22 protein-coding genes are annotated in these 24737 nt (G+C 59.8%); 6 read left to right on the top strand and 16 right to left on the bottom strand.

Annotated features, from left to right (window positions below; genetic code table 11):
- Window positions 1-141: 141 nt before the first annotated feature.
- From hisC to ACID345_RS19935, 16 genes are all read right to left on the bottom strand, one after another.
- Window positions 142-1266 carry a histidinol-phosphate transaminase gene (hisC, locus tag ACID345_RS20010; protein WP_011524663.1) on the bottom strand — a complete coding sequence of 375 codons (1125 nt, stop codon included), beginning with the start codon at window positions 1264-1266 and terminating at the stop codon, window positions 142-144.
- The gene (locus ACID345_RS25890; RefSeq protein ID WP_011524662.1) at window positions 1263-3305 is read right to left on the bottom strand and encodes a pseudouridine synthase; all 2043 of its coding nucleotides are present in this window, start codon (window positions 3303-3305) and stop codon (window positions 1263-1265) included. Before ACID345_RS25890 ends, hisC begins: the two co-directional genes overlap by 4 nt.
- 5 nt (window positions 3306-3310) lie before the next feature.
- Window positions 3311-4372, bottom strand: a complete 1062-nt coding sequence (gene scpB / locus ACID345_RS20000) for an SMC-Scp complex subunit ScpB (protein ID WP_011524661.1) — start codon at window positions 4370-4372, stop codon at window positions 3311-3313.
- A gap of 204 nt (window positions 4373-4576) precedes the next feature.
- Window positions 4577-5425: a segregation and condensation protein A gene (locus ACID345_RS19995; protein WP_011524660.1), complete on the bottom strand. Its 849-nt coding sequence runs from the start codon at window positions 5423-5425 to the stop codon at window positions 4577-4579.
- A gap of 3 nt (window positions 5426-5428) precedes the next feature.
- Window positions 5429-6508 carry a tryptophan--tRNA ligase gene (gene trpS / locus ACID345_RS19990; protein ID WP_011524659.1) on the bottom strand — a complete coding sequence of 360 codons (1080 nt, stop codon included), beginning with the start codon at window positions 6506-6508 and terminating at the stop codon, window positions 5429-5431.
- A complete protein-coding gene (locus ACID345_RS19985) occupies window positions 6508-7152 on the bottom strand; it encodes a site-2 protease family protein (RefSeq protein ID WP_011524658.1) in 645 nt (214 codons plus the stop codon). The genes trpS and ACID345_RS19985 overlap by 1 nt, the downstream gene beginning before the upstream one ends.
- A gap of 58 nt (window positions 7153-7210) precedes the next feature.
- On the bottom strand, window positions 7211-7774 hold the full coding sequence (locus ACID345_RS19980) for a hypothetical protein (RefSeq protein WP_011524657.1): 564 nt from the start codon (window positions 7772-7774) through the stop codon (window positions 7211-7213).
- Window positions 7771-10359, bottom strand: a complete 2589-nt coding sequence (locus ACID345_RS19975; protein WP_011524656.1) for an AsmA family protein — start codon at window positions 10357-10359, stop codon at window positions 7771-7773. Before ACID345_RS19975 ends, ACID345_RS19980 begins: the two co-directional genes overlap by 4 nt.
- A complete protein-coding gene (gene lepB / locus ACID345_RS19970; RefSeq protein ID WP_011524655.1) occupies window positions 10359-11156 on the bottom strand; it encodes a signal peptidase I in 798 nt (265 codons plus the stop codon). Before lepB (ACID345_RS19970) ends, ACID345_RS19975 begins: the two co-directional genes overlap by 1 nt.
- 7 nt (window positions 11157-11163) lie before the next feature.
- Complete coding sequence (lepB, locus tag ACID345_RS19965; protein WP_011524654.1) at window positions 11164-11991, bottom strand: signal peptidase I; 828 nt, start codon at window positions 11989-11991, stop codon at window positions 11164-11166.
- Window positions 11988-12764, bottom strand: coding sequence for a ribonuclease III (rnc, locus tag ACID345_RS19960; protein WP_011524653.1), 777 nt, complete (start codon window positions 12762-12764; stop codon window positions 11988-11990). Before rnc ends, lepB (ACID345_RS19965) begins: the two co-directional genes overlap by 4 nt.
- Window positions 12765-12821: 57 nt before the next feature.
- Window positions 12822-13754, bottom strand: coding sequence for a tetratricopeptide repeat protein (locus ACID345_RS19955; RefSeq protein ID WP_011524652.1), 933 nt, complete (start codon window positions 13752-13754; stop codon window positions 12822-12824).
- A 38-nt stretch (window positions 13755-13792) separates the two neighbouring features.
- Complete coding sequence (locus tag ACID345_RS19950; RefSeq protein WP_011524651.1) at window positions 13793-15316, bottom strand: tetratricopeptide repeat protein; 1524 nt, start codon at window positions 15314-15316, stop codon at window positions 13793-13795.
- Window positions 15317-15495: 179 nt separating this feature from the next.
- On the bottom strand, window positions 15496-16161 hold the full coding sequence (locus ACID345_RS19945) for an anti-sigma factor family protein (protein ID WP_011524650.1): 666 nt from the start codon (window positions 16159-16161) through the stop codon (window positions 15496-15498).
- Window positions 16158-16883, bottom strand: a complete 726-nt coding sequence (locus tag ACID345_RS19940) for an RNA polymerase sigma factor (protein WP_011524649.1) — start codon at window positions 16881-16883, stop codon at window positions 16158-16160. The genes ACID345_RS19945 and ACID345_RS19940 overlap by 4 nt, the downstream gene beginning before the upstream one ends.
- A gap of 483 nt (window positions 16884-17366) precedes the next feature.
- Entirely contained in the window at window positions 17367-18011 is a 645-nt protein-coding gene (locus ACID345_RS19935) for a hypothetical protein (protein ID WP_011524648.1), read from the bottom strand.
- 386 nt (window positions 18012-18397) lie between these two features.
- Here ACID345_RS19935 and ACID345_RS19930 point away from each other — a divergent pair, with 386 nt between their 5' ends.
- From ACID345_RS19930 to ACID345_RS25880, 6 genes are all read left to right on the top strand, one after another.
- On the top strand, window positions 18398-19579 hold the full coding sequence (locus ACID345_RS19930; protein WP_187148873.1) for a phospholipase C: 1182 nt from the start codon (window positions 18398-18400) through the stop codon (window positions 19577-19579).
- A gap of 136 nt (window positions 19580-19715) precedes the next feature.
- Entirely contained in the window at window positions 19716-20165 is a 450-nt protein-coding gene (locus ACID345_RS19925) for a Spy/CpxP family protein refolding chaperone (RefSeq protein ID WP_011524646.1), read from the top strand.
- A gap of 118 nt (window positions 20166-20283) precedes the next feature.
- On the top strand, window positions 20284-20973 hold the full coding sequence (locus tag ACID345_RS19920; RefSeq protein WP_011524645.1) for a response regulator transcription factor: 690 nt from the start codon (window positions 20284-20286) through the stop codon (window positions 20971-20973).
- A gap of 3 nt (window positions 20974-20976) precedes the next feature.
- The gene (locus ACID345_RS25885) at window positions 20977-22341 is read left to right on the top strand and encodes a sensor histidine kinase (RefSeq protein ID WP_011524644.1); all 1365 of its coding nucleotides are present in this window, start codon (window positions 20977-20979) and stop codon (window positions 22339-22341) included.
- A 254-nt stretch (window positions 22342-22595) separates the two neighbouring features.
- Entirely contained in the window at window positions 22596-23126 is a 531-nt protein-coding gene (locus ACID345_RS19910) for a hypothetical protein (RefSeq protein ID WP_228370680.1), read from the top strand.
- A 170-nt stretch (window positions 23127-23296) separates the two neighbouring features.
- On the top strand, window positions 23297-24715 hold the full coding sequence (locus tag ACID345_RS25880; RefSeq protein WP_011524642.1) for a sensor domain-containing diguanylate cyclase: 1419 nt from the start codon (window positions 23297-23299) through the stop codon (window positions 24713-24715).
- Window positions 24716-24737 lie beyond the last annotated feature (22 nt).

Raw genomic sequence — 24737 nt, 5'->3', positions numbered from 1 at the left:
ATCGCGATCCAAACGAAATGGCCGCTGCGGGCGGCCATTCTGCTTTTGTAGTTTTTTAATCTGTCATCCTGAGCGGAGCAGCGAAGCCGCGGAGTCGAAGGACCCCTATCGCTGCCACTCCCGCCTCGCGCTAGCCGGACTCTACCGCACCGGCTCCTTCTCCAACACTCTTCGCAAGGCACTCAGGAAATTCTGGTTCTGCTCCGGCTTTCCGATCGTAACCCGCAAACCCTGCGGAATGCCCCAGCCCTTCAGCGGACGCACGATCACTCCCGAATGCTCTAGCGCTTGCGAAATTCCCGGTGCGTTGTCATCCACTTCGAAGAAGACGAAGTTCGCCCAGGTCGGCGTAACGTGCACTCCGAGTTCACGCAGTCCGTGCTCGAGGAATTCCGCGCCCTTTGCGTTGTTGACCACCGTGCGCTGTAAGTGGTCGTCGTCATGCAACGCGGCCAGTGCCCCGGCTTCGCCGACGGTGGTGGTCTGGAACGCCGTGCGCACCCGCGCCATGTAGTTCATCAGGACCGGGTCGCCGATCCCGAAGCCCACGCGCACACCTGCGAGCCCATGCGTCTTCGAGAAAGTCCGCATCACGATGACCTTGCGGCCTTCATTCACGTAGCGGACCGAGTGCGAGTACTCCACGCCGCGCCGTTCCGCGAGATATTTCGCGAAGTCGTAATACGCCTCGTCGATCACGGCCACTACGTGGTCGGGAACCTTGTCGAGAAATGCATCGAGTTCCTGCGCGGTGAACATCGTGCCCGTGGGATTGTTCGGATTCGCGAGGAAAATTACACGCGTGTCTGTATCAATCGCGTTCAGTACGCCATCGAGATCGAAGCCGTTGTCCTTGGTTGGAACCAGCTTGAGCGTCGCGCCAGCCGCGCGCGTCACGATCGGATACACGATGAACGAACGCTCACTGGTGATGGCGTTGCTGCCCGGCGCGAGCAGCGTGCGGCCTACCATGTCGAGGCACGGCGTGGAGCCGCCGGTCACCAGGATGTGGTCTGGCGTTACGCCTTCGTTCTCGGCGATCTTCTTCGCCAGTTCCGGCGCGCCGTTCTCAGGGTAGAGGTGAACTTCGCGCAGCGCGTGCTCCATCGCTTCCAGCGCACGCGGCGATGGCCCGAACGGGTTCTCGTTCGAGGCCATCTTGGTGCATTTGATTCCAGTTTCTTCTTCAGCCTGCCGGAGCGGTTTTCCCGGCACATACGGACCGAGCGCGCGAATGTGCGCCGGTACCATTTCGTCGTACTTCATCGCCTATCCTTCGGCTTGCGGAACGGCTTCTTGGGGGCGCCGCCCGGGCCACGCCGCGGAGCTTTCCCACGTCCGCGAACTCCCGATTCTAGCCCTCCCGAGAAGCGCTTGGCGACGTTATCCACGAATTCCTGTGACCGCGGTTCCTCCCGTTCCGGGACGCCTGCGTCGCGACGCGGACGGAAGTCCTTGCGCGGACCGCCCGGCTTTTTGCCGAAACGGTCACCACGCGCCGGCCGATCTCCGCCGCGGAACGGCCGTTCGCCGCCCTCACGCCGATCGCGTCCAAAACCGCCGGGTTTACGGTCGCCGCGCGCGGCCGAACCACCCTCACGCTTACCGCGAAATTCCTTCTTTTCGCCGGGTTTGCCACGGAAAGGACGGTCTCCGCCCTCTTTGCGTGGACCGAATTTCGGACGATCGCCGAAATTCGGTCGCGCACCCGCACGCGCCGGACGATCGAAGCTCTTGCCGCGCGATTCGCCATCGCCCGCCGGACGTGCGCGGAAAGGACGGTCGCCGCGTTCACCGCTGCGCGCGAATTTCGGGCGCTCGCCGCGTGCGTCATCGCGTTTACCGCGGAATGCCGGCCGCTCACCACGTGCATCATCGCGCTTCCCGCGGAATGCCGGACGCTCGCCGCGCGCGTCATCCCGTTTACCGCGGAACGCTGGACGCTCACCACGAGCATCGTCGCGCTTGCCTCGGAATGCTGGACGCTCACCACGAGCATCGTCGCGCTTGCCTCGGAATGCCGGACGTTCGCCACGTGCATCGTCACGTTTACCGCGGAACGCTGGACGTTCGCCTTCCTCACGCCGCGGAAACCGTGGGCGATCTCCAGCCTGGTCGTCGCGACGCGCACGGAATGCCGGACGTTCGCTACGTGCGTCATCGCGCTTACCGCGAAACGCAGGTCTTTCCCCACGAGCATCATCGCGTTTCCCGCGAAATGCTGGGCGTTCGCCACGAGCATCGTCGCGCTTGCCACGGAATGCCGGGCGCGCGCCGCGGTCGAACTTCGGACGCTCGCGACGTTCCCGCGGTGCTTCTTCCATGCGCTTGCCATCTGCGTCGAAGCGTGCGGTGCGCGTGCGCTCACCCTTCTCGCTCTCGAGCTCGGAACGGTCTTTGTACGAGCCTTTCTGGAACGGGGCGCGGTCATCGCTGCGCCCGCGGCCAAACGCGGGGCGTTCGCCACGCGCTTTAGCGAAGCGCGGTTTTTCGTCGCGCGCACGCGGGGCCTCGTGTTTGCCCTCAGCCGCTTTCTTCAACCGCGCTACTTCCGCGGGATTCAGCAAGCGGAACTCGCCGTTCTCCACGTCGAGTTTTAGCGGGCCGTACTCCACGCGCTTGATCTTCTCCACGTGGTGTCCGATGAAGTCGAACATGCGGCGGATTTGCCGGTTGCGGCCCTCGTTGAGCGTGACTTCGTACCACGGGTTGTCGCCCTCGCGGGTGAGTTCGATCTTGCACGGCGCGGTCTTCACCGCGGTGGAACGACGCTTCTCGCCACCGAAACGTCCGCCTTCGCGCGGATCGGCGTGAATGTGCCCTTGTTCCGGCGGAAGCTGCACGCCATTGCGCAGTTCCTGGATCTGCTCTTCGGTGGGTTCGCCGCTGACTTTCACGAGATACTTCTTCGGCACGTGGGTGGAAGCGTGCGTCAGCTTAGCGGCCATTTCGCCGTCGTTAGTGAGCAGCAGCAGGCCTTCGCTGAGGTAGTCGAGGCGCCCGACGGGATAAAGCCGCGCGGGAATGCCTTTGACGAGGTCCATCACGGTCTCGCGGCCTTCGGGATCGCTCACGGTGGTGACGTAGCCCTTGGGCTTGTGCAGCAGCACGTACACAAGTTGCTCGGCCTTGAGCGGCTTGCCGTCTACGCGGATGTCATCGGTTTCGGGATCGGCCTTGGAGCCGAGCTCATTCTTGACTTCGCCGTTCACGGTGACACGCCCGGCGGTGACGAGTTCTTCGGCTTTACGGCGAGACGCCATACCTGCGGCGGCGATAATTTTCTGCAATCGTTCTGAGGACATAGTGGCTACGCATTCTCATTCGTTGAGCCCTGGACCTCTGACGTGTCGGCGGCGGATTCGCTATTCGCTTCCGCATGGGCGGGTTCGTGTTTAGTTTCTTCAGTCGCAGCGGATGCCGCATCTTCCGATGCATTCGCGTCTCCCGATGCCTCCGCTGCTCGCGCGACCACATCATCCTGCAATGCGATCTCGTCTTCTTCGCGTGCCATCATTTCGTCGTCCGCTCGCGCTGCTTCATCGGAAGCACTTTGTCCTGCTGATTTCTGCTCGGCTTCGAAGAGCACGCCCTGACCGGCATCGCCTAGCTTTTCGAACTCTTCCATGCTGGGCAGCTCGTTGACGTCTTTCAGGCCGAAGCGCAGCAGGAACTCCTTGGTGGTCTTGTAGAGAATCGGTCGGCCGATGACCTGTTTGCGTCCGGCGGTCGTGACGAGCTTTCGATCAAGAAGCGTGGCGATGACGCCGGAGGAATCCACGCCGCGAATCTCGCTGACTTCCGGCGCGGTGACCGGCTGCTTGTAGGCAACGACCGCCAGTGTTTCCAGCGCCTGCAACGAAAGGCGAATGGGCGGCTTCAGGCTCTTCGCGAAACCGACGACCACATCGTGATGCTCGGGTTTGGTCGCCATACGATATCCGCCGGCAATCTGGCGGATTTCAAGGCCGCGCGCGTCACTTTGATAATCGGCAACGAGCTCAGCGAGCACCGTGCGCAGCTTGGCTTTCACTGCTGTCAGCTCGGGATCTTTCGGCGCTTTCTTCTTCGAGGTTGTTTCGGGCGCGCTGACTTCGGTGGCGGCATCCGGCTCGACCGCGGCTTCACCGGTCACTTCGCTCGGCGTCTCGGGAGCAGATTCGGCGTGCGGTTCTGGCGTGGTGCCTTCGGCGGCCGCAGCATCTGCCTGCGCGGTCTCACCGTTGGCCGTTTCTTCGGCAGCCGCGGCGTTCGAGGCCTCCTGCGCGATTTCGGCGAGCACGATGTCGCGCAGCAGCGCGGCCATCTGGTCCACGGTGACCGGCTCTTCGGCCGCGTAAATGATTGCTTCGATTTTTCCCTTAAGCGACATGTTTCCCTTGTGGTGCTTCGTCTCGCGACGGTGCAATGCAGGTGATTAGGTTATTAGGTATTAGGAACTAGGGATGAGCTTCCGCAGTGCCGCGGCGTTCGGAGCTTTCCCGAACACCTAACAACCCAATACCTAACTCCTAATGACCTAAATCCCTCTGTGTCTCGGTGCCTCTGTGGTGAAAACGGTCCCAAATCCCGAAAGCTACTTCCAATCGTCCCGTACTGCGCCCTGCTCGGTCATGACATTGTCGAACTCGGTGTATTTCTTGATCACCGCTTCTCCGAAGACCGCTTCCTGGCGGACGAGCACCGCTTGGAGGCGAATCAGCTCGAGCAGCGCGAGGAAGGCGCAGACCAACTGGTTGCGGCTGTTCAGGTGCTTCAGCAGCGCCTTCAGGCGGATTGGCTTTTCTTCGAGCGACAAGCGCCGATGCACGTACTGGATCATCTGCCCGACGGTGACGTTATCGTCGGTGACGTCGAATGTCGGCTTCGACTTTGCGCGCTCGAGAATCTCGCGAAACGTTTTTACGAGGTCGATGACGTCAGCGGCAAGTTCCGGCTCCGCGCCTTCGGCGTCGCGGAATTCCTTCATCGACGGATTGGTCAGAATCGCGTCTTCGATCTGTTGTTTCTGCAGGAGCATCTGCGCGGCGGTCTTGAAGCGCTCGTGCTCGAGCAGCCGGTTAACCAGTTCCATACGCGGATCTTCTTCGCCAGCGGGCGCATCCGGATCGCGCGGCAACAGCATCTTCGATTTGATGTGGATCAGCAGCGACGCCATGTAGATGAACTCGGCGGCCACATCCACATCAATCGTCTTGATGTGTTCGGTGTACGTCAGGTACTGGCGAGTGATCTTGGCGATCGGGATGTCGTAGATATCGATGTCCTGCTTGCGCACGAGGTCGAGCAACAGGTCGAGCGGGCCGTCGTAGATCTGGCCGACGGTGATCGAGAAGACGGAGTCGTCGCGCTCCTGCGGGCGTTTCGCGTCCGGCGCAGCGGGCTTCGTCTCTACGGGTTTCTGTTGTTCCACCGGTTCTGCCATCGCTTACTTCGACTCCGCTGCTGCCGACGTGTTCGGCGCTTCGTACTGGTGTGACATTCCCATCGCCTCGCGCACTTCGACCATTGTGGCCTCGGCGGCAACGCGTGCCTTCGCCGAGCCGGCTTCGAGGATATCCCAGACCATCTTCGGATTGCCCTCGTATTTCGCGCGGCGCTCTTGAATCGGAGCCAGGACTCTCACGATGGAGTCGGCGGCCCATCCTTTGCACTGGATGCAGCCAATCCCAGCGGTACGGCAGCCTTCGTTCACCTTCGCCATGGTCTCGGCGTCGCTGAAGATTTTATGCAGGTCGCCGACCGGGCACACATCCGGATTGCCGGGATCGGTGCGGCGCACGCGCGCTGGGTCGGTGACCATGGTCTTCAGCTTTGCGCGAATTTCCGCTTCCGGATCGCTGAGCAGAATACTGTTGCCGTACGACTTCGACATCTTGCGGCCGTCGGTGCCGGGCAGTTTTGCAGCCGGCGTAAGCAGCGGCTTGGGCTCGGGAAAAACGTAGTCGCGCTCCGGAGCGGCAATGCCGGCGTGCATTTTGCGCGGATAGAACTGGTGGAAGCGACGCGCGATTTCCCGGCTGATCTCGAGGTGCGGCACCTGGTCCTGGCCTACCGGTACATACTTGGCCTTGTAGATGATGATGTCGGCGGTTTGCAGCGCGGGGTAGCCGAGGAAGCCGTACATCCCGAGGTCTTTGTCCTTGATGTTCTCCAGCTGTTCCTTGTACGTGGGGACACGCTCGAGCCAGCCGAGCGGCGTGATCATCGACAGCAGCAGGTACAACTCGGCATGCTGCGGCACGTGTGACTGGATGAACAGCGTGGACTTCTCGGGATCGAGTCCGGCGGAGAGGAAGTCGATGATCAGTTCAATGCAACTCGCCTTGATGTCGGAGGTATCGGCGTAGTTCGTGGTCAGCGCGTGCCAATCGGCGACGAAATAGAAACAGTCGTACTGCTCCTGCAACTTCACCCAGTTCTGAAGGGCGCCGACATAGTGCCCCAGGTGCAGCTTCCCGGTGGGACGCATCCCACTCAACACGCGTTCTTTGCTCATGTTCGACATTAGGTTAAGAAAATCCGCTGGAATGCGACATTGAGCGGATGGATTAGAACCCCAAGGATATTGAAATACCAGCTTGCAATGAAAAACAGCATCAAGCCATAGGTGCCGACTCTGTCGTAAACCCGCTGCGCATCGGGCGACAGAAAGTGCCGAACGACGTGGCTTCCATCGAGCGGCGGAATGGGCAGCAGGTTGAAAACGAAAAGCAGAATGTTGATGAACACCACCGCTTCGGAAAGATAAAGGAGCGGCTCCATCGATTCCGGAATCTGATGAGTTCTTGCGAAAATCACCAGGCCCTTCAAAAGGAATCCGAACACGATCACCAGAAACAGGTTGCTGGCCGGGCCCGCAAGGGTGACCAGGATATCGTCTCGCACTGGTCGCCTGAAATTGCGAGGTTCCACCGGAGTCGGGCGCGCCCATCCGATAAATCCGATATGCGATATCAAGCCAATGATCGGTAGAACGAGTGAGCCGATCGGGTCGATGTGGCGCAGAGGGTTCAGGGTAATGCGTCCGAGCATTTTTGCCGTCGGGTCTCCGCAGCGATCGGCCGTCCAGGCGTGGGCGGCTTCATGCAGGCTGATCGCAAACAAAAAGGCGACCATCTGAAAGAAAATTTCTGCGGGATTGAACGACATTCCCCTTCGATACTATCACGCGGAAGTGGTTGATTTCCGCGGCCCAGAGACCTGCGGTCTAGCGCTGCGTCAGCGTGATCTGCCCATCGCCCACGACGGCGGTATCGATGCGATAGGGAAGCCCGATGATGGTGTCGAGGTCCACTTCCGGATACTTGGGCTGGAGGTAGTGCTGGATGAAGAGTTCCAGTGCTTGCTTGGGGATTTCGAGCCCGTCGAGCGAGACCGATTGCACGGTGATGCGGCCGCGACCTTTGCTTCCGGCGGCAGTCGCAGTGACGCGAACGATGTGCAGGCCGGTGAACATCATCATCAGCGGATTGTTTGTGCGCGCTTTGGCCGTGACCTTGTCGAAGTCCACCTGCGCGGAACCGTGAATTACGCCGGGGTCAGTGGACATGCGGACATCGCTCACGCCGTCGGACCATTTAACGCCGCCTTCGTTCAGCCAGGCATTGAGTTCGGCGTCCGAGATGCTCGTGACCGAGCCGCCTTTGACGGGATTGGCTTCGAAGGCTGTGACCGCGGCGAACTTCTTTTCCGCGCTGAGATAGTCGCGGCTTTGCTGTGCCAATGCGAAAACAGAACTGAAGATTAGGAAAACCGCGACGGCTAGTTTCATGGGCCGGGATTCACGGTGGCTTCGGCCAGGGGCGCGGATTTCACCTCGGGACGCGCGATGGTTCCGGTGATGGCGTAGCCGTGCTGGTCGTCGGCGATCTTGAAGTTCAACTCTCGCGTCCACGAAGCGGTTCCTTGCACGGTATAAACCGCGGGGCCGGACTGAAGTTTCGCATCGTTCATTACAAAGTTGCCGTCGCGTAGTTCAATGGTGCCGTCGAGCTTGGAAATCTTGAGTGCGCTGGCTTTTCCATCGAGACCCATTCGGCGGAGCGTGCCGTCTTTGACCGCGAAGTCGCCGAGGCCCGATGCCGAGGTGCGCAACTCTTCGGAGTTGCGGCCGGTCATCTTCACTTGGTAGCTCAAATCCACGGTGCCGGTTGCCCAGGCATCCTGCATTGCGGTCGAAAGCAGGGAGAGATTTCCGTGGGTGATTTTGCCCTTGCCGTCAATCACCGGGTGGTCTTTGGAAAAGTCGATGGTCCATTCGCCAACGTGCTGGCCGCCGAGCAGGTCGGCGCGAAGGTCGCCGAGCGCGACTTGCTCGTGCGCGATATTCGCCGTGCCGCTTACATGCGCGGCGACCGTGCCTTCCATGTTCCAGCGATCGATGGCGAAACGGCCGGAGGCCTCGACCGTTGAGAGCGGGTTGGTGCCGCTCGCAGGACGGGGCATGAAGAAGTTGTACCAGGGACGGTTGCGCAGCTTCGGGTTGAGCAGCGAATCGAGACGCTCAGGCGAAAGTTCGTCGGCATGGAGGGTGAAGTCCATAGGGCAGCGATCGTTCGTACAGTTGCGAGGAACTGCAACTGTGCCGGTGACGTTTGGGCCTTTCGCAAAGCTGGCGACGACGTTCTGCAGGTGCAACGCTTTTTCGTCCACCGTGGCGGTGGCAGACGCGACCTGGATGATTTCGACGATGCCCGGCACTTCCGCAACTACGTTCTTCAGTTGCGCACTGCCGGTGACGTCGGGTGCTTCAAAGCCAGTCCAACGGCCGGTAACGTGGAGGTCTACCTTTGCGGCGCCCTTGGCATTGACCTTCGGCGTGTCTACGCCGAGCGCGCGTGAGACTTGTAACGCGCGGGCGAGATCGGTATCGCCGGCAATGGCGATGTTAAAGCCTTCGCCCGTAATGACCGCCTGTGCCAAAGTTGGCGCAGTGGCGCCGAGCGGAAGAGGGAACTGCGCAACCGCGAGACGGAACTGGTCCACTTCCAAGGGGATCGTAGCGCGATCCATTTTCGAACGGAAGCGCTTGGGAGGCTCAACCGGTTCCGGCGCGATCACGTAGGTCACACGGCCGATTGCGAGATCGGGACCCAACGCTTGCGAGTGCAGCACGAGTTCGCTGGTGCTGCCATTGCCGGACCACAAGATCTTCGCTTCGGAATCGAGTGCTTTGCGCGCCGTGAACGCAAAGTCAGTGGCGCCGCTCGCAGAAAGATCTTCCGGCAGGTCGCGCTTGGCGCGGTGGATGAACGTCATGAAGCTGCTGAGTGCGACGTTGTGTCCGCTGAAGCTGAGGTCGTAGAACGGAGCGCGAAGGCGCTGCACGGTTCCTCGCATCTCAAGGATGCCCTTATCAATCGGGGCCTGGCAGTTGAGGTCGGCAAATTTCTCTTCAGGCGAAATATATCGCGTCACGCAATGCGCGCTGAGGCGCATGGAGCCGCTGCTGAAGATGTCGTATCGGCGGAAGTCGTCCACGCGTACGTCGGCGATTACGGCGAGGTCGGCGGGGGTGCCGCTTCCAGTGATGCTGAGGGTAGTGCCGCCACGCCAGCCATGATCGGCGCCGCTTAAGAGTTTCGTTACCTGCCCGAGTTGAGCGTCGCGCCAGTTGATGGAGAACTTTACAGGCGTGTAGCGCAGCTGCGAGTTGCGCTCGAACGAGCCTTCCATCTTGATAGAGCCGGTGTCGGTCACTTTGGTGTCCACACGCGAGGGCTTGGCTTCAAGACGCATGTGCCAACTGTTTTCGGCGGCGAGCCATAGGGCGAGGTCAGCTTCGGTAAATGTGAACGCTTTCTTCTCGAGACCGAACTTGAAGTTGATGCGCGCGCCAGTGGCTTCGATGTAGGGGAAGCGACGACGGGCGGATTCGGGATGCGCTTGCGCCGTCGGCGCCGATGGAATCTGCGTGGTGCGGGAGAGCAGGGTTTCGAGGTTCCAGCGGCCGTCGTCGGAGCGCACGACGTTCAAGCTGGGGTCGGTGAGATTCAGCCGCGCGACTTCGAGACGTCCTCGCCAGAGCGAGCTCAGGCGCAGGTACGCAGTGACTTCCTCGGCGCGGAGAAGATACTCGGGGCTGATGGAAGGATCGTCGGCGATCTCGACATTGTGAAGATCAAAGCCCGGCTGCGGCAGAAGGCGAAGCTCGACGCCACCGACTGTGGCGGGGCGTCCGACGGCATTGCTAATCGAAGATGCGATGCGCGCGCGGTAACGGTTTACGTTGATGAACGGTGGAAGGAAAATCCCCAGCAGAATCGCGACGACGATCCAGAACATGATTTTGCGGGAGGATGGTCTCCGCCGAACCTCGGTCTCAACCGCCGGAGTGGGGATACCCGGCTCGGACATCAGTGCACCAGCCTGAACATGCGGGACCAGCGCGTTTCATCGAAGAAGTGAATCACAATGTGGACGATGAAGCCGAGGCGGTCGCCCATGCCCTGCTTGGTGTACTGGTCTTCCGGCGTGATGAACGACCAATAGATGAACATCGGGCGGCCAATGAGATTTTCCTTCGGGACGAAGCCCCAGAAGCGGCCATCCCAACTGTTCTCGCGGTTGTCGCCCATCGCGAAGTAGCTGTCGGGAGGAACGATGAGGTCACCGTTCTCGAGATGCGAGCTCAACATCAATTGCCATTCCGGATTGAGTGGCACGCTGGACTCTTCCGGCGAGATCGACGGGAAGTTCGTTGCATAGGGGACGTAACCGCCCCGCGGGTGTGGGTCGAGGTACTTGTATTTCTCTTCCTGGGCCTGCCCATTTATGTAAACGACGTCATCTTTCAGATGAATGTGGTCGCCGGGAACGCCGATGACTCGCTTCACGAGATAAAGTCCGGGCTGCGCGGGCGAGACGAACACGATGATGTCGCGGCGGTGCACCTGCTGATAAGGAATCAGCGGCATCCACTTGGTCTTGGGCGCGAGTAACCCGCGGTCCACGAAGAGGTGGTCCCCGATGAGCAGAGTATTCTCCATCGAGCCCGAGGGGATTTCGAAGGCCTGCATGCAGAAGGTGATGATGAAGAGGCCGGTGACGAGCACCGCGGCCATGGAAGAGATGAATTCCGCCGTGGTCTCTTTCTTCTTCGCGGGCTTCTCGGTCTTCGTTTCCTGTACTTTTTCGATGGTTTTCGGGCTCATAGAGAAACTATCTTACGAGGCGCACTACACGCTTCCAGCGGATATCTCCAGGGAGTTGCCGCAAACGTAGTGCCAGATTCCAAAGTTTATCACCCATGGTGCCGGTGGGCGGCGGCGTGTCGCGGTGGTCGGCACTGAAGTAGATGAGCAGCGGTCGTCCTACGATGTTCTCGCGGGGGACGAAACCCCAATAACGGCTGTCGGAGCTGTCGTCGCGGTTGTCACCCATCACGAAGTAGTAGCCGTCGGGCACGATGAGCTGGTGGTCTTCGACCAAGGTGTGCATCTCGGATGCCCAATGGGCGTCAATCTCAAACGAATAGCGCGGACCATTGGGGAAGTCGTCGCGAAAGGCGTCGAAGGGGCGGCTATAGACAACGTAGGGCTCGTTCAGAGCGATGCCATTGACGAAAACTTTTTTGTCGATGAGCCGCACGTGATCGCCGGGCAGGCCGATGACTCGCTTCACGAAGTACATCGAAGGGTGCACCGGGTAGCGAAAGACGATGATCTCCTGGCGCTGGATTTTCTTGTACGGCATGAACCAGTGCGCCGGGCCTTCAGCGAAGTGGGCCTTGTCCACCAGTAGGTAGTCGCCGATTAGCAGAGTCTTTTCCATTGACTCAGACGGGATGGTGAACGCCTGGACGATGAAGGTGATGACGAAGACCGCGATCGCGATGGTGCCGAGAAGCGACTGCAGGGTGCTGAGTGTGCCTGAGTCCACAGGGCCCTTACGCTTGGGTGGCGGAGGGAGCGACGGCTCGGGCGTTGGCTCCGCAACTTCGGGCGTAATGACGGCCTGTTCCTGCATTGGCTCCTGGGGGTCGCTCATTCGGATCGAGGGGCCCTCGCTTCTGCGAGCGATTCTATGTAGTGCAGCGCCTGACGCGCCGCAGCCTGCTCCGCGCGCTTCTTGGTGGGGCCCTCGGCGCGTGCCACGAATTCGGGGGCCTCGTTGCCGTCGCTCAGAATGCGCGCCTCGACGGTGAAGGTCTTCCGGTGCTCCGGGCCCTCTTCTTTCACCACAGCGTACACAATACGTTTACGTCCGGCAGCGTGCGCTTGTTCCTGAAGAGCCGATTTGTAATCGGTGACCGGCAGCGCGCTCCCGTGCTCAGTTTCCATGCGCTTGAGTTCGGGGCGCACGATCTCGCGCAGGATGAACTTTTGTGCCACACGCAGGCCGCCGTCGAGATAGATGGCGGCGATTACGGCTTCGAGGGCGTCCACGAGAATGGCGCTCTTGCTGCGGCCTCCGCTGCGCTCTTCGCCACGGCCGAGACGAAGAAATTTGCCGAGATCGAGATTGCGGGCGGTCTGGATGAGATGGCGTGCGCTGACAAGGTACGCGCGCAGCTTGGAGAGTTCGCCTTCCTGAAAGTGGGGGAACTTCTTGACCAGTTCCTGGCTGGTGACGAAGGCGAGGACGGAGTCGCCGATGAACTCGAGCTGCTCGTTATCGTTAGGAACGGAGTTGTCGTGGATGTGGTCGCGTTGCTCGCGGGCGTAGGAGCTATGAGTGAGCGCTCGAACGAGAAGTTCCTGTTCCTCGAATTTATGATCGAGCGCTTTCTCCAGGGCGGCGATGTCTCGCGATTTGGTCATCAACGGTTAAGAGTTTTGCATTCCACCCTCCCCTCGGGAAGGGTGGAGCACCCACAGTTATTGCGCGGTCGGAGCGGCAGAGCTTGCGGGAGCGGTACCAGCGAGCTTCTGAAGTCGCGACTTTTCCTGGTTTGCCCAGTTCATGGCATCGCTGCCCGGCTGGCTGTACTTGATGGCTGTATCCGTCGCCTGCAGCGCTTCTTGGTACTTCTTCTGATTGTCGAGGGCGATGGCGAGGCGCAAATAAAGGACGCCATCGGGCTCAGCCTTGTTGGCGTCAATAGCTTTGCGGAAAGCAGCTTCGGCGCCGGCGAAATCTTTACGGTTCAGGTTCACCTGGCCGAGGGTTTCGTTTGCCATCTCGAGCAGGCTGGCCTTCGCGGCCGCGACTTTTTCGGGCGGTGTGTTCGGCGGAATCGCCATGCCGGTATCAATGTTGTCGATGGCGCGCTGCGCGTCTTTAACAGCTTCATTGAGGCGATCGTCTTTGTCGAGATCGGTGTCACGCGTGCTCTGCGCGATGGACATCGCTACCATCACGTTGGGAACCGGATCGGTCGGATCAATTGCGAGCGACTTGCGTCCGACGGCGATCGCTTTGTCAGTCGCCCCACCGTTGCGATAGACATTCAACAACTGGTTGTAGATAACAGTGCGCAGCTCGCTGTTAGGAAACTTCTGCGCGAAGTCGTCCGTGGCCGCTTCCATCTGTTGCGGATCGGTCTTGGCGATCACGTCCTGGTAGGCCTTGAATTCTTCCTGGGTCCTGGCTTGCGGCGCGCCCTTGCTGTGCGGCGCAGGCTCGGCTTGCGTGGCCGGAGTAGTCTGCGCACCCGGGGTGGCCTGCGTGCCTTGGGCAGCGGCCCCGGACTGAACGGTCGATCCGGCCTGCGACGGCTTGGACGGTTGGGTCTGGCCCGCAGCTGGGGACTGCGAAACCGCGAACGTCGCGGTTGCGATAAGTGAGAGTAGAAGGAATGCGCGCTTCATAAGCGTCTCCGATAAATGCCCGGGCGTCCCGGGCGGAATTATTGAGCCTGGCTCTGTTTCACCGGCTTGGTATAAGGAGCCTTCATGCCGCGTTGTGCCGCTGCATTTGTATCGGGCTTGGTGTCGTTCTCCGCCAGCGCGGCGTTGTACTGTTTCAGGGCTTCGTCGCGCTTTTCCTGGAGGTCGAAGATTCTACCCAGGTAAATATGCGACCAGGCGCGCGTACGTGCGTCAGTGCCGCGGTCAATCGCGAGATAGAAGTAGCTCTTGGCAGATTCCATTTCGCCACGCATTGTGTAAATGCGCGCCAGCAGGAAGTACGCTTTAGCTGCATCTTCGTCCTTGCCTTCGAGGACCTTGTTAGCGGACTGTTCGGCGGCGTCGAGGTCGCCCTTGATCAGGGCCTGCTCACCCATGGTGAGCAGCGTCTCCTTGTGAAGAATAGATGCCTGCATCACTTCGGGGGCGGCATGCTGGCTGAACGTGATCTTCGACGCGCGTTTCTTCTCGTGGTCCAGGTCGAGGAAGTGGAGCCACTCACCGTATGCGGCTTCGAGGCCCGTGTCGCCTTTTTCAAATTCCGCAAGACGATCGTAGAAATACTGGGTCAGGACCAGGCCTTCGCTTTCGGCTTCGAGGACGGCATCTTCACGCTTGTCGTTGCCCTTTTCGAAGGGCAAGGTGCGGGCTTCAATGGCGCGGATCAGAGACTCAGTGGTGAGCAGCGTCGGGTCCTGTTTGTACGCATCCGAGAGTGGCGAATTCTGGACGGAGGCGAGCAGCGGCATGATGCGGCGCATGTCGGAGCCGCGCTTAAATGCCATCGGATCGAGAATGAAGTGCAAATAAGTGTGGCGGATTTCATGCATCTTCAGGTTGGCGCCCGAGGGCGAGACCACGAAATAGTATTCGTTGCCGTAATTGCGGGAATTCGCAAGTGACGGCCCGATGAGCGGCTCGAGATAGATCATGTAGGAACGCCCGACATAGCCGCTGACCTGGATGCGCAGGTAGCGGTCGGTGGTGTCGATCATGTCGTGCATCGGTTGGTGATAGCGCTGGATCAGGGCATCGTATTCGGGCTTGTGTTTGAGCCAAACCTGGTGGAGGCCAGCCTCTTCATACATGCGGCCCAGCGGCGAGAGAATACCGAGTGCATAGGCGGCGTCGGGAGGAAGATCGGATTCAGGGACCTTGGTCAGGAACTTTGGCGGGTCGCTGGCGAGAATGCCGAGCGAGAGGTACGACGAGATGGTGCGTGGAGCGTCGGACTGCTGGTGGTCGCGGTAAAAGGCACAGACTTCTTTTTCCGCCTGCGCAGCCTTGGGGTTATTGGCCAAGGCCGAATCAACTTCGCCACGAATTTTGGCGCGGACGGGCGCGGAAGAGGAGACCTCATCGTTGTAGCCGCAATTATTGGCGGCGGCCATGATAGCGAACAGGGCCTCGCTGGTGTCGAGCGTAGCCTTGCTGTTTTGTTGCGCGGCGGCAGGAATGAGCAGAGCCGTAATGACCGCCGACGAAATCGCGATGCGTGAAAAGAAGCCCAGAACAGCCCCCAAATAGGAAGATTCCAGCGTGTGGATTCTTTTTATAAGTGTATCCCGTTTGCCGCAGCGGAGGCGAGAGATGCCTCCGTACGCTGGGGACGTGGGTTAGACGATTCCCAAGTCGGAGAGTTGTCGGATTTGCATAGCAAAACGCCGGACGCATCCGGCGTTTGCTTTATAACCAATCTAACTTAGCCCTTCACCTGGATGTTCGAGAACGACAGGATCGCCCTTCCTGAAGTTGGCTGGCCGAAGGCCGTGGCCGGCTTGAAGGTGGTGAAGATCAGCATGTTCTTCAATTCTGGCGTCAGGTCCTTGGTGTCGCCGGGCGAAGAGAGGATCCTGAAATCCTGCACACGGCCGTTGGAATCGACATACGCTTCCACGACGAGCGAATCGGCGTTGACCGAACCCATGCTGAGACCGAACGGAGAGTAGGAAATTTCCGGCGGAGTGTAGAGCATGGTTGGGACGTCGTTGGAGTTGCGCATGGCGGTCGGGACGAGCAGTCCGATCAGCAGCCCGAAGACAATGACGGCGGTCACGACGCCCGCAGCGGCGGGAACCATGAAAGCGTTGAATGCGTTTTCGATGCGGACGGCGATGCCGGTCCATGGCGAACGGCGTGAGGCGGCGATCTCCTGCGAGAGGGCGACGCGCAGACGGAGCGCGAGGTCCGGAGGCGCCGGTTTACGCCCAACGGCGGCAACCAGCGTGTGAGTGCGACGCAACTGCCGGTACTGATCACTGCAGGCGTCGCAAGTCTTGATGTGCAGCTCGATGGCGGAGCGCTGTTCGCGCGATGTTGCCCCATCGAGGTACAGCGACAACAGCGGCCTCGTGTCGGAACACTTCATAACTGAACCTCAATACCCTTGCTTCCAGTGGCGGATGACGGCGGCCGCTTTTTTTCGGCCGGATCGCACAAACCGAGTTCGGGGCCCATTTCTTTCACATAGCGCGTCAGCCGCTTTTTCAGCGCTTCGCGCCCACGTACCAATCTTGACTTCACGGTGCCGAGCGAAGTTTCGGTAATCTCGGCAATCTGCTCGTACGAGAGCTCTTCAATGTCGCGCAGGATGACGGTGGTGCGATAAGGCTCCTGCAAGTTCTTGAGCTCTTCTTCCACCTTGGCACTTACTTCCGTATGGAAGACGGTGTCGAACGGAGACTCGGAGTCGTCCACCAATGTGTCCTTGAGTCCGATCGGGTGGCTATGTTCTTCGGTCTCGGGGCCGGCTTCGATCGAGGCTTCCTTCGCCTTATGACGGAAGAACCAACGTCGGCGGTTCGAAGCCTCATGGAGCGCGATGCGGTAGATCCACGTCTTCAGGCTCGACTCAGAGTTGAAGCGTTTGATGCCGCGGAAGACCTTGATGAAGACTTCCTGCGTAGTATCGGCAGCGTCGGAAGGATCGTCGAGGATCCGGTACACGAGGCTGTAGATCGGCTGGTTGTACTGCGCGATCAGCCACGAGTAGGCGTCCTCGGAGCCGGCCTTAAGCTCGGCAACGATGGCACCTTCTTCGTTGCGAATTGCGATCGCGCTAGCGAGATCCGACACTGATGCACCCGCCATGACACTCACGGCGTCACCTCAATCATAATTCGATTCACGCGCAGCAACAATCTTTGTGCAACTCGGCCCAGGTAAAAGAGAGTTACTTCCGGGAATCCCCGGTCCACCCTCACGTGCATAGGTAAAGACACCAACTGAGGGACGAAAGTTCCTGAGAGACTCTGGTGTGTAGAAAGAAACAGCAGAGTCATCGTCGCTTCGCTCCTCTGAATAACAAGCGAGGGGAGTGGACGTGCGGGCGGGGGTGAGGGGGTGGGCGCGACGTGGGAACCCGACACGGGCGTGGCGAGTGACAAAAATTGTTGTCAAGTCACAAAATTGGCGAAATTGGGGGTAAGTTGCTGAATTCGCGGAAGATATAAAGTTCGAAAAAGTGCAATTTTTCCGGTGCTGGCTTGATATTCTGAATATAGACAGAGAAAAACAAGAGGCGACCCATTTGCGGGTCGCCCTTTTATTTGTTGATTCTGGAGGGCTTATGGGCTATTTCGGGGCGCTGGAGGCGGAGCTGTCACCGGTTGTGGGGGCCGTTGTCGCGGGTTTGGCCTTTTTCTTCGCCGCTGGCTTCTTTTCCTGCACGCTGTCGTCGATCACGATCTTCTTCGGCGGGGCGGTGGTGACGGCAGTCTGGGCGGACTTGGCCTGCGAGCGGAACTGGGTGAGTTCGGTTTCGGCGGAGGTGGTTAACGTATCCATGCGGTCGGCCAGCGCGCGACGAGCGGAGTCTATGCCGTCAAGGTCCTTGGCGATGACTTCATACTCCTCGCGGGCGCCAAACGCGCCGGCGGTTTCCGCGAAGCGCGCGAACACCTCGTAGAGCACGTTGAGGTTGCGATAGAGCTTGAAGTTGGCGTTGAGGTTCTGCGGATTGGAACGAACTCCGGCGATGAGCTCGGGCAATGCCGAGGTCATGTTGCGCTGGATGGAGTCGCTATCGGACTGGGCGGCTTTCTTGACGTTGCCGTCGGCTTTCCACTTTTCCACGCGGAGGTGTTGGAGATCGCCAACGGAGTTGCGAGCCGTTTGTTCCAAAGAATTGAGGGCCGCGCTGGGATCGGATTGCGCCAGGGCACAGGCCGAGGCGAGCGCCAGGATTACGCAAAGGAAAACCGACTTGCTGGGGGACATGCCTGCTCCGATTTATCGGCTGATGAATTGGCCAGAGGATTGAGCTCAGCTACTCAGATGAAACTTGTTGCAGACAGGTTACCGCTTGGAAGGTGGGATTGGAAATAGGTGGGCTGTTCGGGGCTGAACACTCTCGCCTATCCGTGGTGCGGATAAAGGTTGAAGCATCCAGAGGAGTTGAGGGACTCACAATGAGCATCCCGGTACTCACACTGACACATTTTCGCCCTTGAGGCGAGCAGCGCGAGCAGAGGCAGCACTCATCTAAGCCGCTGAAAGGTGAATGCCTTGGTGATCTCGGGGAAGACATTCCGAGGTTGGCAGGGCGTTTGCGTTTGAAGCTGGGCTGCTCTCAAAGGCAGCGAGCCACTTCCCCCTGGATGAACATGAGAAAGAGCTGGAGTTTCGTAGTTGGCTTGGCAGTTTTAATGATGGCGGCCGCAGGATGTCGCGGACCGATGGCAGTGAGTTCAACACCCGGACCGGGAACCGGCGGGACCGCGGTTTCTCCGGTGAAGCGGGTGATTGTGCTGATCCTGCAGAACCATTCGTTCGATTCGTTGTTTGCGACGTATCCGGGCGTGATGGACCCGTTGTCATCAGGTTCGCCGGGATACACGCAGGCGAGCGCGAGCGGTGGCGGTACGGTCACGCCGTACTTGCTAACTGATCCATTTCCCGCGGACATGCCGCACGGCGCGAAGTACTACAATGCGAGCATCAACGGCGGAAAGATGGATGGGTTCGCGGTCGCTGAGCAGACCAACGTGTCGATGGGGCATTACGACAGCACGATTCCCGGCGTGGATACGATCTGGAATTACGCCGGACAGTTCGCGCTAGCCGACAACTTCTTTATGCCGGATGTTGGAACGGAGCCGAACCTCGCACTGATGATGATCTCGGCGCAAGGTACGGGGAACGAATTCGGGGTACAGCCGTCCTACGGACCGTGCAACAAGACGGACCCGGATGCGAAGGCGCTGACGAACAAGAATGTCGGCGACGAAATGACTACAGCCGGCGTGACGTGGAGCTGGTTCCACGAGCAGTATGGCGTTTGCGGCGATTACGTGGCGACGGAGAACCCGTTCCAGTACTTCACGAGCACGCAAAACAGCGCGAATTTACAGGACATTTCGCTCTTCTATTCGCAACTGGACGGTGGGACGCTGCCGTCAGTTTCGTTCGTGAATCCGGGCGGCGGACATAACTGCCATCCGGGAAACAGTTCGATTACGACGTGCGCGGAGTATCTCGACAAGCTGGTGCAGCGAATCCAGAAGTCGCCGGTGTGGCCGGACTGCGCGGTGGTGGTGGTGTGGGACGAGAGCGGCGGGTTCTACGATCACGTGCCTCCGCCAACGGTGGGCGGAAACTTGGATGGGATGCGGATACCTATGATGGTGATCTCGCCGTACGCGAAGACTGGATACATCTCGCATGTGCAGATGGACTTGGTTTCACTCTTGCGGTTTATCCAGTGGAACTGGACGCTGCCGAACCTGAATTCGCGGAACTCCGCGCCGGGTGCAACGATTGAGATGAAGGACATGTTTACGTTCTAGTTGAGTTTTCTTTCCCAATGAGCGGCGCCTTCGGGCGCCGTTTTTTTGTCCTGACAGTTCCTTACCTTAAAGGGATGGGTTCGGACGTCAACTGGAGTGACAGAACCCATCAAGGGCGAAGTCGAGGAGAAGGGTTATGAAAAAGATTTGGTTGGCGGTGGCAGCGGTGGTGCTGGTTGGAGTGGTGGCAGCGACGGCGCAGAGCGCGGGGATGCTGCGGCGTCACGGGGCACGGAACTTCTGGGTGCGGCACATTATGGCGGACCTGGATATCACGGATCAGCAGCGAGAGCAGATCAAGCAGGTTTTGAAAGACGAGAAGCCGAATATCCAGGCGCTGGTACAGCGCGCGGAGGCCGAGCGCGTGGAGTTGCGGACGATGAACACGTTTGACGAGGCGAAAGTGCGCAGTGTGGCAGAGAGTAATTCGTCTCTGTATGTGGACGCGATCGTCGAGCGCGAGAAAGTAAGAACGAAGATATTCACGGTGCTGACACCGGAGCAGCGGACGAAGGTCAACAAGATGATCGAGCAGTGTCATGAGGGAGTGCAGGAGCGGTTGGAGAATTTGGGGGAAGAGTTGTGAGGTTCTCTGAGAGTGGCGTGGCGATAGGGGTCCTTCGACTCCGTCGCTGCGCGACTCCGCTCGGGATGACAGGTACTGTCACACACCGCGCAGGTAGAATGGGCGCGACTTTTGACTTATGACCATCGAACGTGTGTCGGTGTTGCTGGTGGATGATGACGAGGAGTTGTGTTCGCTGTTGGCACGCGCGATGGAGCGCGAGGCGATCGAGATGACGGCGGTGCACGATGCGGGGAGCGGATTGCATCGCGCGACGACCGAGCCGTGGAGCCTGGTGATCCTTGACGTGATGCTGCCGGGAGGCAATGGCATTGAGACGCTGGCGAAGATCCGTGAGAAGTCGAAGATACCGGTAATCATGCTGACGGCGCGCGGTGAGGAGCGCTATCGCATCAAGGGATTAGAGGTTGGCGCGGATGATTACGTCGCTAAGCCGTTCAGTCCGCGAGAACTGATTGCGAGAATCCGCGCGATTTTGCGACGGGTGCCGGACCAGGGAGTGCCGGATGTGTTTCGTGTGGGGGACCTGCACATCGATCACAACAAGCGTGTGGTGATGCAGGAAGGGAATCCAATCGAATTGACGAGCGCCGAGTATGAGGTGCTGCTGGTGCTGGTGCGCGCGGCAGGGAAGACGGTTTCGCGCGATGAACTGGCGGAGAAGGCGCTGGGACGCGAGGTGGCATTTCTCGATCGCAGCATTGATATGCACATCAGCAATTTGAGGAAGAAGCTGGGCGCGAAGTATGGGCTGGCAGAGAGGATCAAGAGCGTGCGTGGTGCGGGATACGTGTACAACGCGCGCTGAAGGATGATGAAGAGCCTCTTCGGAAAGATCTTCCTGTGGTTCTGGCTGACGTCGATTTTGCTCACGGTCGCGTCGGTGTTTATTGCGGTGTTTCTTACGGGCACGCCGGTGTTGCGGCAGTGGGCATCGAATTTTGGCGATTTGTATTCGCGCAATGTGGTGCAGTCGTATTTGCTGGGCGGAGACGCGGGACTGGACCAGTTCCTGACGTCCACGGAACAAGCGCGCGAAATTCAAACGACGCTGTTCGGGCCCGACGGAGAACGGATTCGCGGCGGGGCCCTCACGCCGTTTCAGCAGGGACTGTTGGAGGAAGCACGCGCGTCGGGACGGACGGAGTGCCGTATCCGGCTGGCATGGCAGTGTGCGGCAGTGGTGGATACGCCGCGCGGGAAGTTTGTTGTAGTCGGGAGGGCGTTGCATCCGCGGCGCATGGTGCGGCAATTGCCGCTATCGGCGGTGCTGACGCGCGCGATGCTGATCCTGCTTTTCGCGAGCGGGTTGTGCTTTGCGCTGGCGCGGTATATTGCGCGCCCGGTGGAGGTTTTGCAACATGCGACGCGAAGGATCGCAGCGGGAGACTTGAGCGCCCGAGCCGCACCAGCGCTGGCTCCGAGAAAAGACGAACTGGTTTCGCTGGCGGAAGAATTCGATGTGATGGCGGCGCGCATTGAGGCCCTGATGCAATCGCAGCGGCAGATGCTGGGAGACATTTCGCACGAACTGCGGTCGCCATTGACGCGGCTGCGCGTCGCGCTGGAACTCGCGGAAGGCGGCGATGCCGAGGCGATGAAGCGAATGAATGCGGATCTGCAGAAGCTGGAGCAGCTGATCGAACAGGTGTTGACACTCAATCGGCTGGATGCGGGCGAGAAGTGGGTCGAGCTTCAGTCAACGAATTTGGAAACTGTCTTGAGCGAAGTTGTGCGCGACGCGAATTATGAAGGACGGGCGCGGAATGTGAGCGTCGAACTGAAAGCGGAGCCGCTGACGATTAAGGCGAACCCGGCGCTGCTGAAGAGTTGCGTGGAGAACATTGTGCGCAACGCATTGCGATATTCACCCGACAACGGAAGAGTTGAAGTGGAGGAGAGGGCGGTTTCAGATTCCACCGGAAGGGTCGGGCACCCACAGTGGGTGGAGATCAGAGTGCGGGACCACGGGCCGGGCGTGCCGCCGGAGGCGCTGCCGCGATTGTTTGAGCCGTTCTATCGCGTGGCGGAGTCGCGGAGTGAGAAGTCGGGGGGAAGAGGGCTGGGGCTGTCGATTGCACAGAGAGCCGCGGCGGTGCATGGGGGAACTGTCGAGGCGAAGAACCGCGAGGGCGGGGGGCTGGAAGTGCTTGTGAAGTTGCCGGTGCGTTCGTAACCTTCGACGCTCTGGAGACGATAGGGGTCCTTCGACTCCGTTTCGCTTCCCACCCCATCGAACGCAAAAACGGCGTTCGCCGGGGTCCCCGGCTTCGCGAAACTGCGCTCAGGATGACAGAGCTACCGTTTCGCCTTTTATCCACTTCACCTTCTCACCTGACAGTTCCTTACAGAGAGACTTTTGAGGCCGGGTTACTTGTAGTGAGCGAACGAGAAATCGGTCCTCACACATAACCCACTTGTAAGGAGCACATGATGAGTATGAAGCGGATGCTGATGATGGCGGTGATGACGATGGCGCTGGCAGTGGCCGGCAATGCGCAGGGTGTGGCCCACGGGCGCACATTGCATAAGAACGCGCAGAGTGGCGTTACCAGTGCGCATGGAACAGTTGCGAAAGGGCCGAACGGTGGAGCGATCGCGCACGGACGTCGCACGAGCACCGATGGCCAAGGTTCAGTGACGACTGCGGGCGGCTCCGCGTGGCGCGGACCGAACGGTGCGAAGGGCGCACGCGGGGGCACGACGACGGTGAATGGCGATGGCAGCGCGACACACAAGAGCGGCTTCGCGGCGACGGGGAAGAACGGGTCCATTGAGAGCACGGGATCGTCGCAGCGCAGCGCTGACGGAGCGGTGAGCGGAGAGCGGCAGACCGACATCACTGCCAAGGATGGTGACACTTATCAAGGTGAGACGACCTGGACCAAGGGCCAGGGGTATCAGCACACGGGGACTTGCAAGGACGCGAGCGGCAACGTGATTAGTTGCCCGAAGAAGTAGCGTCCGGCAGAACCGCAGGCGCGGGTCCCGTCCGCCCATGGGGCCCGCGGCAGCGGAAGTATCGAATCAGGATAGTAGTTAGCCTGAGTAGCCGGAATTGGCTATTATCCGGAGCTTTCCTTGCAGTAGAATCCCTCCGATCCTCCCTCAATTTATTCAAAGGCCGGTTCATGGCTTCAGAGCGCGCACGTCAAATTCTGTACAGTGCGGCGGTCGCGATTTTCGTGTTCGCGAGCGTATGGGTAGGACTCACGCTGACCCGGGGAGAAGACAGAGTTGCGGCGATTTGGCTGTCGAATGGCGTGCTGGTGGTGCTGTTGCTCAGCAAAGGCAAGACGCCGACGCTGCCCCTGGTAATGATTGGTTTTCTCGCCAATCTGCTGGCGAACCGGGTGGCAGGGGACCAGTGGTTGCAGGCATCGTCGCTTGCCGCCATCAACGCGCTCGAGGTAGTGATTGCCTATGCGTTGTTGACGCGGCGTGGACGCGAAGTAGACCTGCGAGACCCGAGTGGATTGGGCCGCTTCGTTCTGTGGGGCGCGATCGTCGCGCCACTCATCTGTTCACTGCTCGGCACTACCGTGGTGGTGGCGTCGAGAGGCGGCGACTTCCAGGCCACTTTGCGGGTTTGGTTCCTAGCCGATGCGCTTGGGATGGCGGTCATCGCGCCAGTGCTCTTCGTTTTTCTCAAAGACCATGTGTTGACTGAATTGTTTGGCCGGGAGAAACTCGGCGGTACCGCGTTAATGCTGTTGCTGTTGGGACTCAGCCTGGCAGTGGTGTTTTCGCAGTCGAGATTGCCCCTCCTGTTCCTGGTTTTTCCCGTCCTGGTGCTGGCCGTGTTCAAGCGTGGGTTTGCCGGCGCAGCCCTGGCCGTAGTGACGATCGCGGCGATTGGAGTCATCGGCGCGGTGAAGGGCTTCGGGCCGATCACGATCGGGTCGGGGAATGCATTCACGGACCGGGTACTGTTGTTGCAGGCATATCTTGCATGCGTGGTGGCGACATCCTTTCCGCTGGCGGCGGTGTTGGGAGAGCGAGACCGGTTACACGAGCGGCTAACAGGATTGGTATATGTGGATTGGCTGACTGACTTGCCAAACCGCCGTCACTTCGACATGCGATTCAACAGCGAGTGGCGGCGCGCAATGCGGTCGCGAATGCCAATCTCGCTGATGATGATCGACGTTGACCAGTTCAAAGAATACAACGACGCTTATGGGCACATGGCGGGAGACCGATGCCTGGCCAAACTCGGGTCGGTGATGGCGGCCTCGGTGAAGCGATCGGCGGATTTCGTGGCGCGTTACGGCGGCGAAGAGTTCGTGGTAATTCTGCCGGAGACGACGGCAACGGGGGCGGGAATCGTAGCTGCCAATGTGATGGAGGCAGTGGCAGCCCTGGAGCTGCCGCACGCAGGGAGTCCACACAAGCAAGTGAGTGTGAGCGTGGGAATCGCCTATGCGCATCCGGACATAGGGGCGGAGCCGTCAGAACTGGTGCGCTCGGCGGATCGTGCGCTGTACACGGCGAAGCGTGATGGACGCAACTGCGTCCGAGTGGCACTCGAACAAACGACAAGTGCGTGATTGGCGTCGCAGGTTTGACGAG

Source organism: Candidatus Koribacter versatilis Ellin345 (assembly GCF_000014005.1).
Lineage (GTDB): Bacteria > Acidobacteriota > Terriglobia > Terriglobales > Acidobacteriaceae > Korobacter > Korobacter versatilis_A.
Note: the sequence above shows the minus strand (reverse complement) of the source record. Positions and strands in the feature narration are given on the sequence as shown.

Bases quoted from the DNA above. Each gene is read 5' to 3' on its own strand.
- hisC (WP_011524663.1), bottom strand. From the start codon at position 1,266: ATGAAGTACGACGAAATGGTACCGGCGCACATTCGCGCGCTCGGTCCG.
- ACID345_RS25890 (WP_011524662.1), bottom strand. From the start codon at position 3,305: ATGTCCTCAGAACGATTGCAGAAAATTATCGCCGCCGCAGGTATGGCG.
- scpB (WP_011524661.1), bottom strand. From the start codon at position 4,372: ATGTCGCTTAAGGGAAAAATCGAAGCAATCATTTACGCGGCCGAAGAG.
- ACID345_RS19995 (WP_011524660.1), bottom strand. From the start codon at position 5,425: ATGGCAGAACCGGTGGAACAACAGAAACCCGTAGAGACGAAGCCCGCT.
- trpS (WP_011524659.1), bottom strand. From the start codon at position 6,508: ATGTCGAACATGAGCAAAGAACGCGTGTTGAGTGGGATGCGTCCCACC.
- ACID345_RS19985 (WP_011524658.1), bottom strand. From the start codon at position 7,152: ATGTCGTTCAATCCCGCAGAAATTTTCTTTCAGATGGTCGCCTTTTTG.
- ACID345_RS19980 (WP_011524657.1), bottom strand. From the start codon at position 7,774: ATGAAACTAGCCGTCGCGGTTTTCCTAATCTTCAGTTCTGTTTTCGCA.
- ACID345_RS19975 (WP_011524656.1), bottom strand. From the start codon at position 10,359: ATGTCCGAGCCGGGTATCCCCACTCCGGCGGTTGAGACCGAGGTTCGG.
- lepB (WP_011524655.1), bottom strand. From the start codon at position 11,156: ATGAGCCCGAAAACCATCGAAAAAGTACAGGAAACGAAGACCGAGAAG.
- lepB (WP_011524654.1), bottom strand. From the start codon at position 11,991: ATGAGCGACCCCCAGGAGCCAATGCAGGAACAGGCCGTCATTACGCCC.
- rnc (WP_011524653.1), bottom strand. From the start codon at position 12,764: ATGACCAAATCGCGAGACATCGCCGCCCTGGAGAAAGCGCTCGATCAT.
- ACID345_RS19955 (WP_011524652.1), bottom strand. From the start codon at position 13,754: ATGAAGCGCGCATTCCTTCTACTCTCACTTATCGCAACCGCGACGTTC.
- ACID345_RS19945 (WP_011524650.1), bottom strand. From the start codon at position 16,161: ATGAAGTGTTCCGACACGAGGCCGCTGTTGTCGCTGTACCTCGATGGG.
- ACID345_RS19940 (WP_011524649.1), bottom strand. From the start codon at position 16,883: ATGGCGGGTGCATCAGTGTCGGATCTCGCTAGCGCGATCGCAATTCGC.
- ACID345_RS19935 (WP_011524648.1), bottom strand. From the start codon at position 18,011: ATGTCCCCCAGCAAGTCGGTTTTCCTTTGCGTAATCCTGGCGCTCGCC.
- ACID345_RS19930 (WP_187148873.1), top strand. From the start codon at position 18,398: ATGAGAAAGAGCTGGAGTTTCGTAGTTGGCTTGGCAGTTTTAATGATG.
- ACID345_RS19925 (WP_011524646.1), top strand. From the start codon at position 19,716: ATGAAAAAGATTTGGTTGGCGGTGGCAGCGGTGGTGCTGGTTGGAGTG.
- ACID345_RS19920 (WP_011524645.1), top strand. From the start codon at position 20,284: ATGACCATCGAACGTGTGTCGGTGTTGCTGGTGGATGATGACGAGGAG.
- ACID345_RS25885 (WP_011524644.1), top strand. From the start codon at position 20,977: ATGATGAAGAGCCTCTTCGGAAAGATCTTCCTGTGGTTCTGGCTGACG.
- ACID345_RS19910 (WP_228370680.1), top strand. From the start codon at position 22,596: ATGATGAGTATGAAGCGGATGCTGATGATGGCGGTGATGACGATGGCG.
- ACID345_RS25880 (WP_011524642.1), top strand. From the start codon at position 23,297: ATGGCTTCAGAGCGCGCACGTCAAATTCTGTACAGTGCGGCGGTCGCG.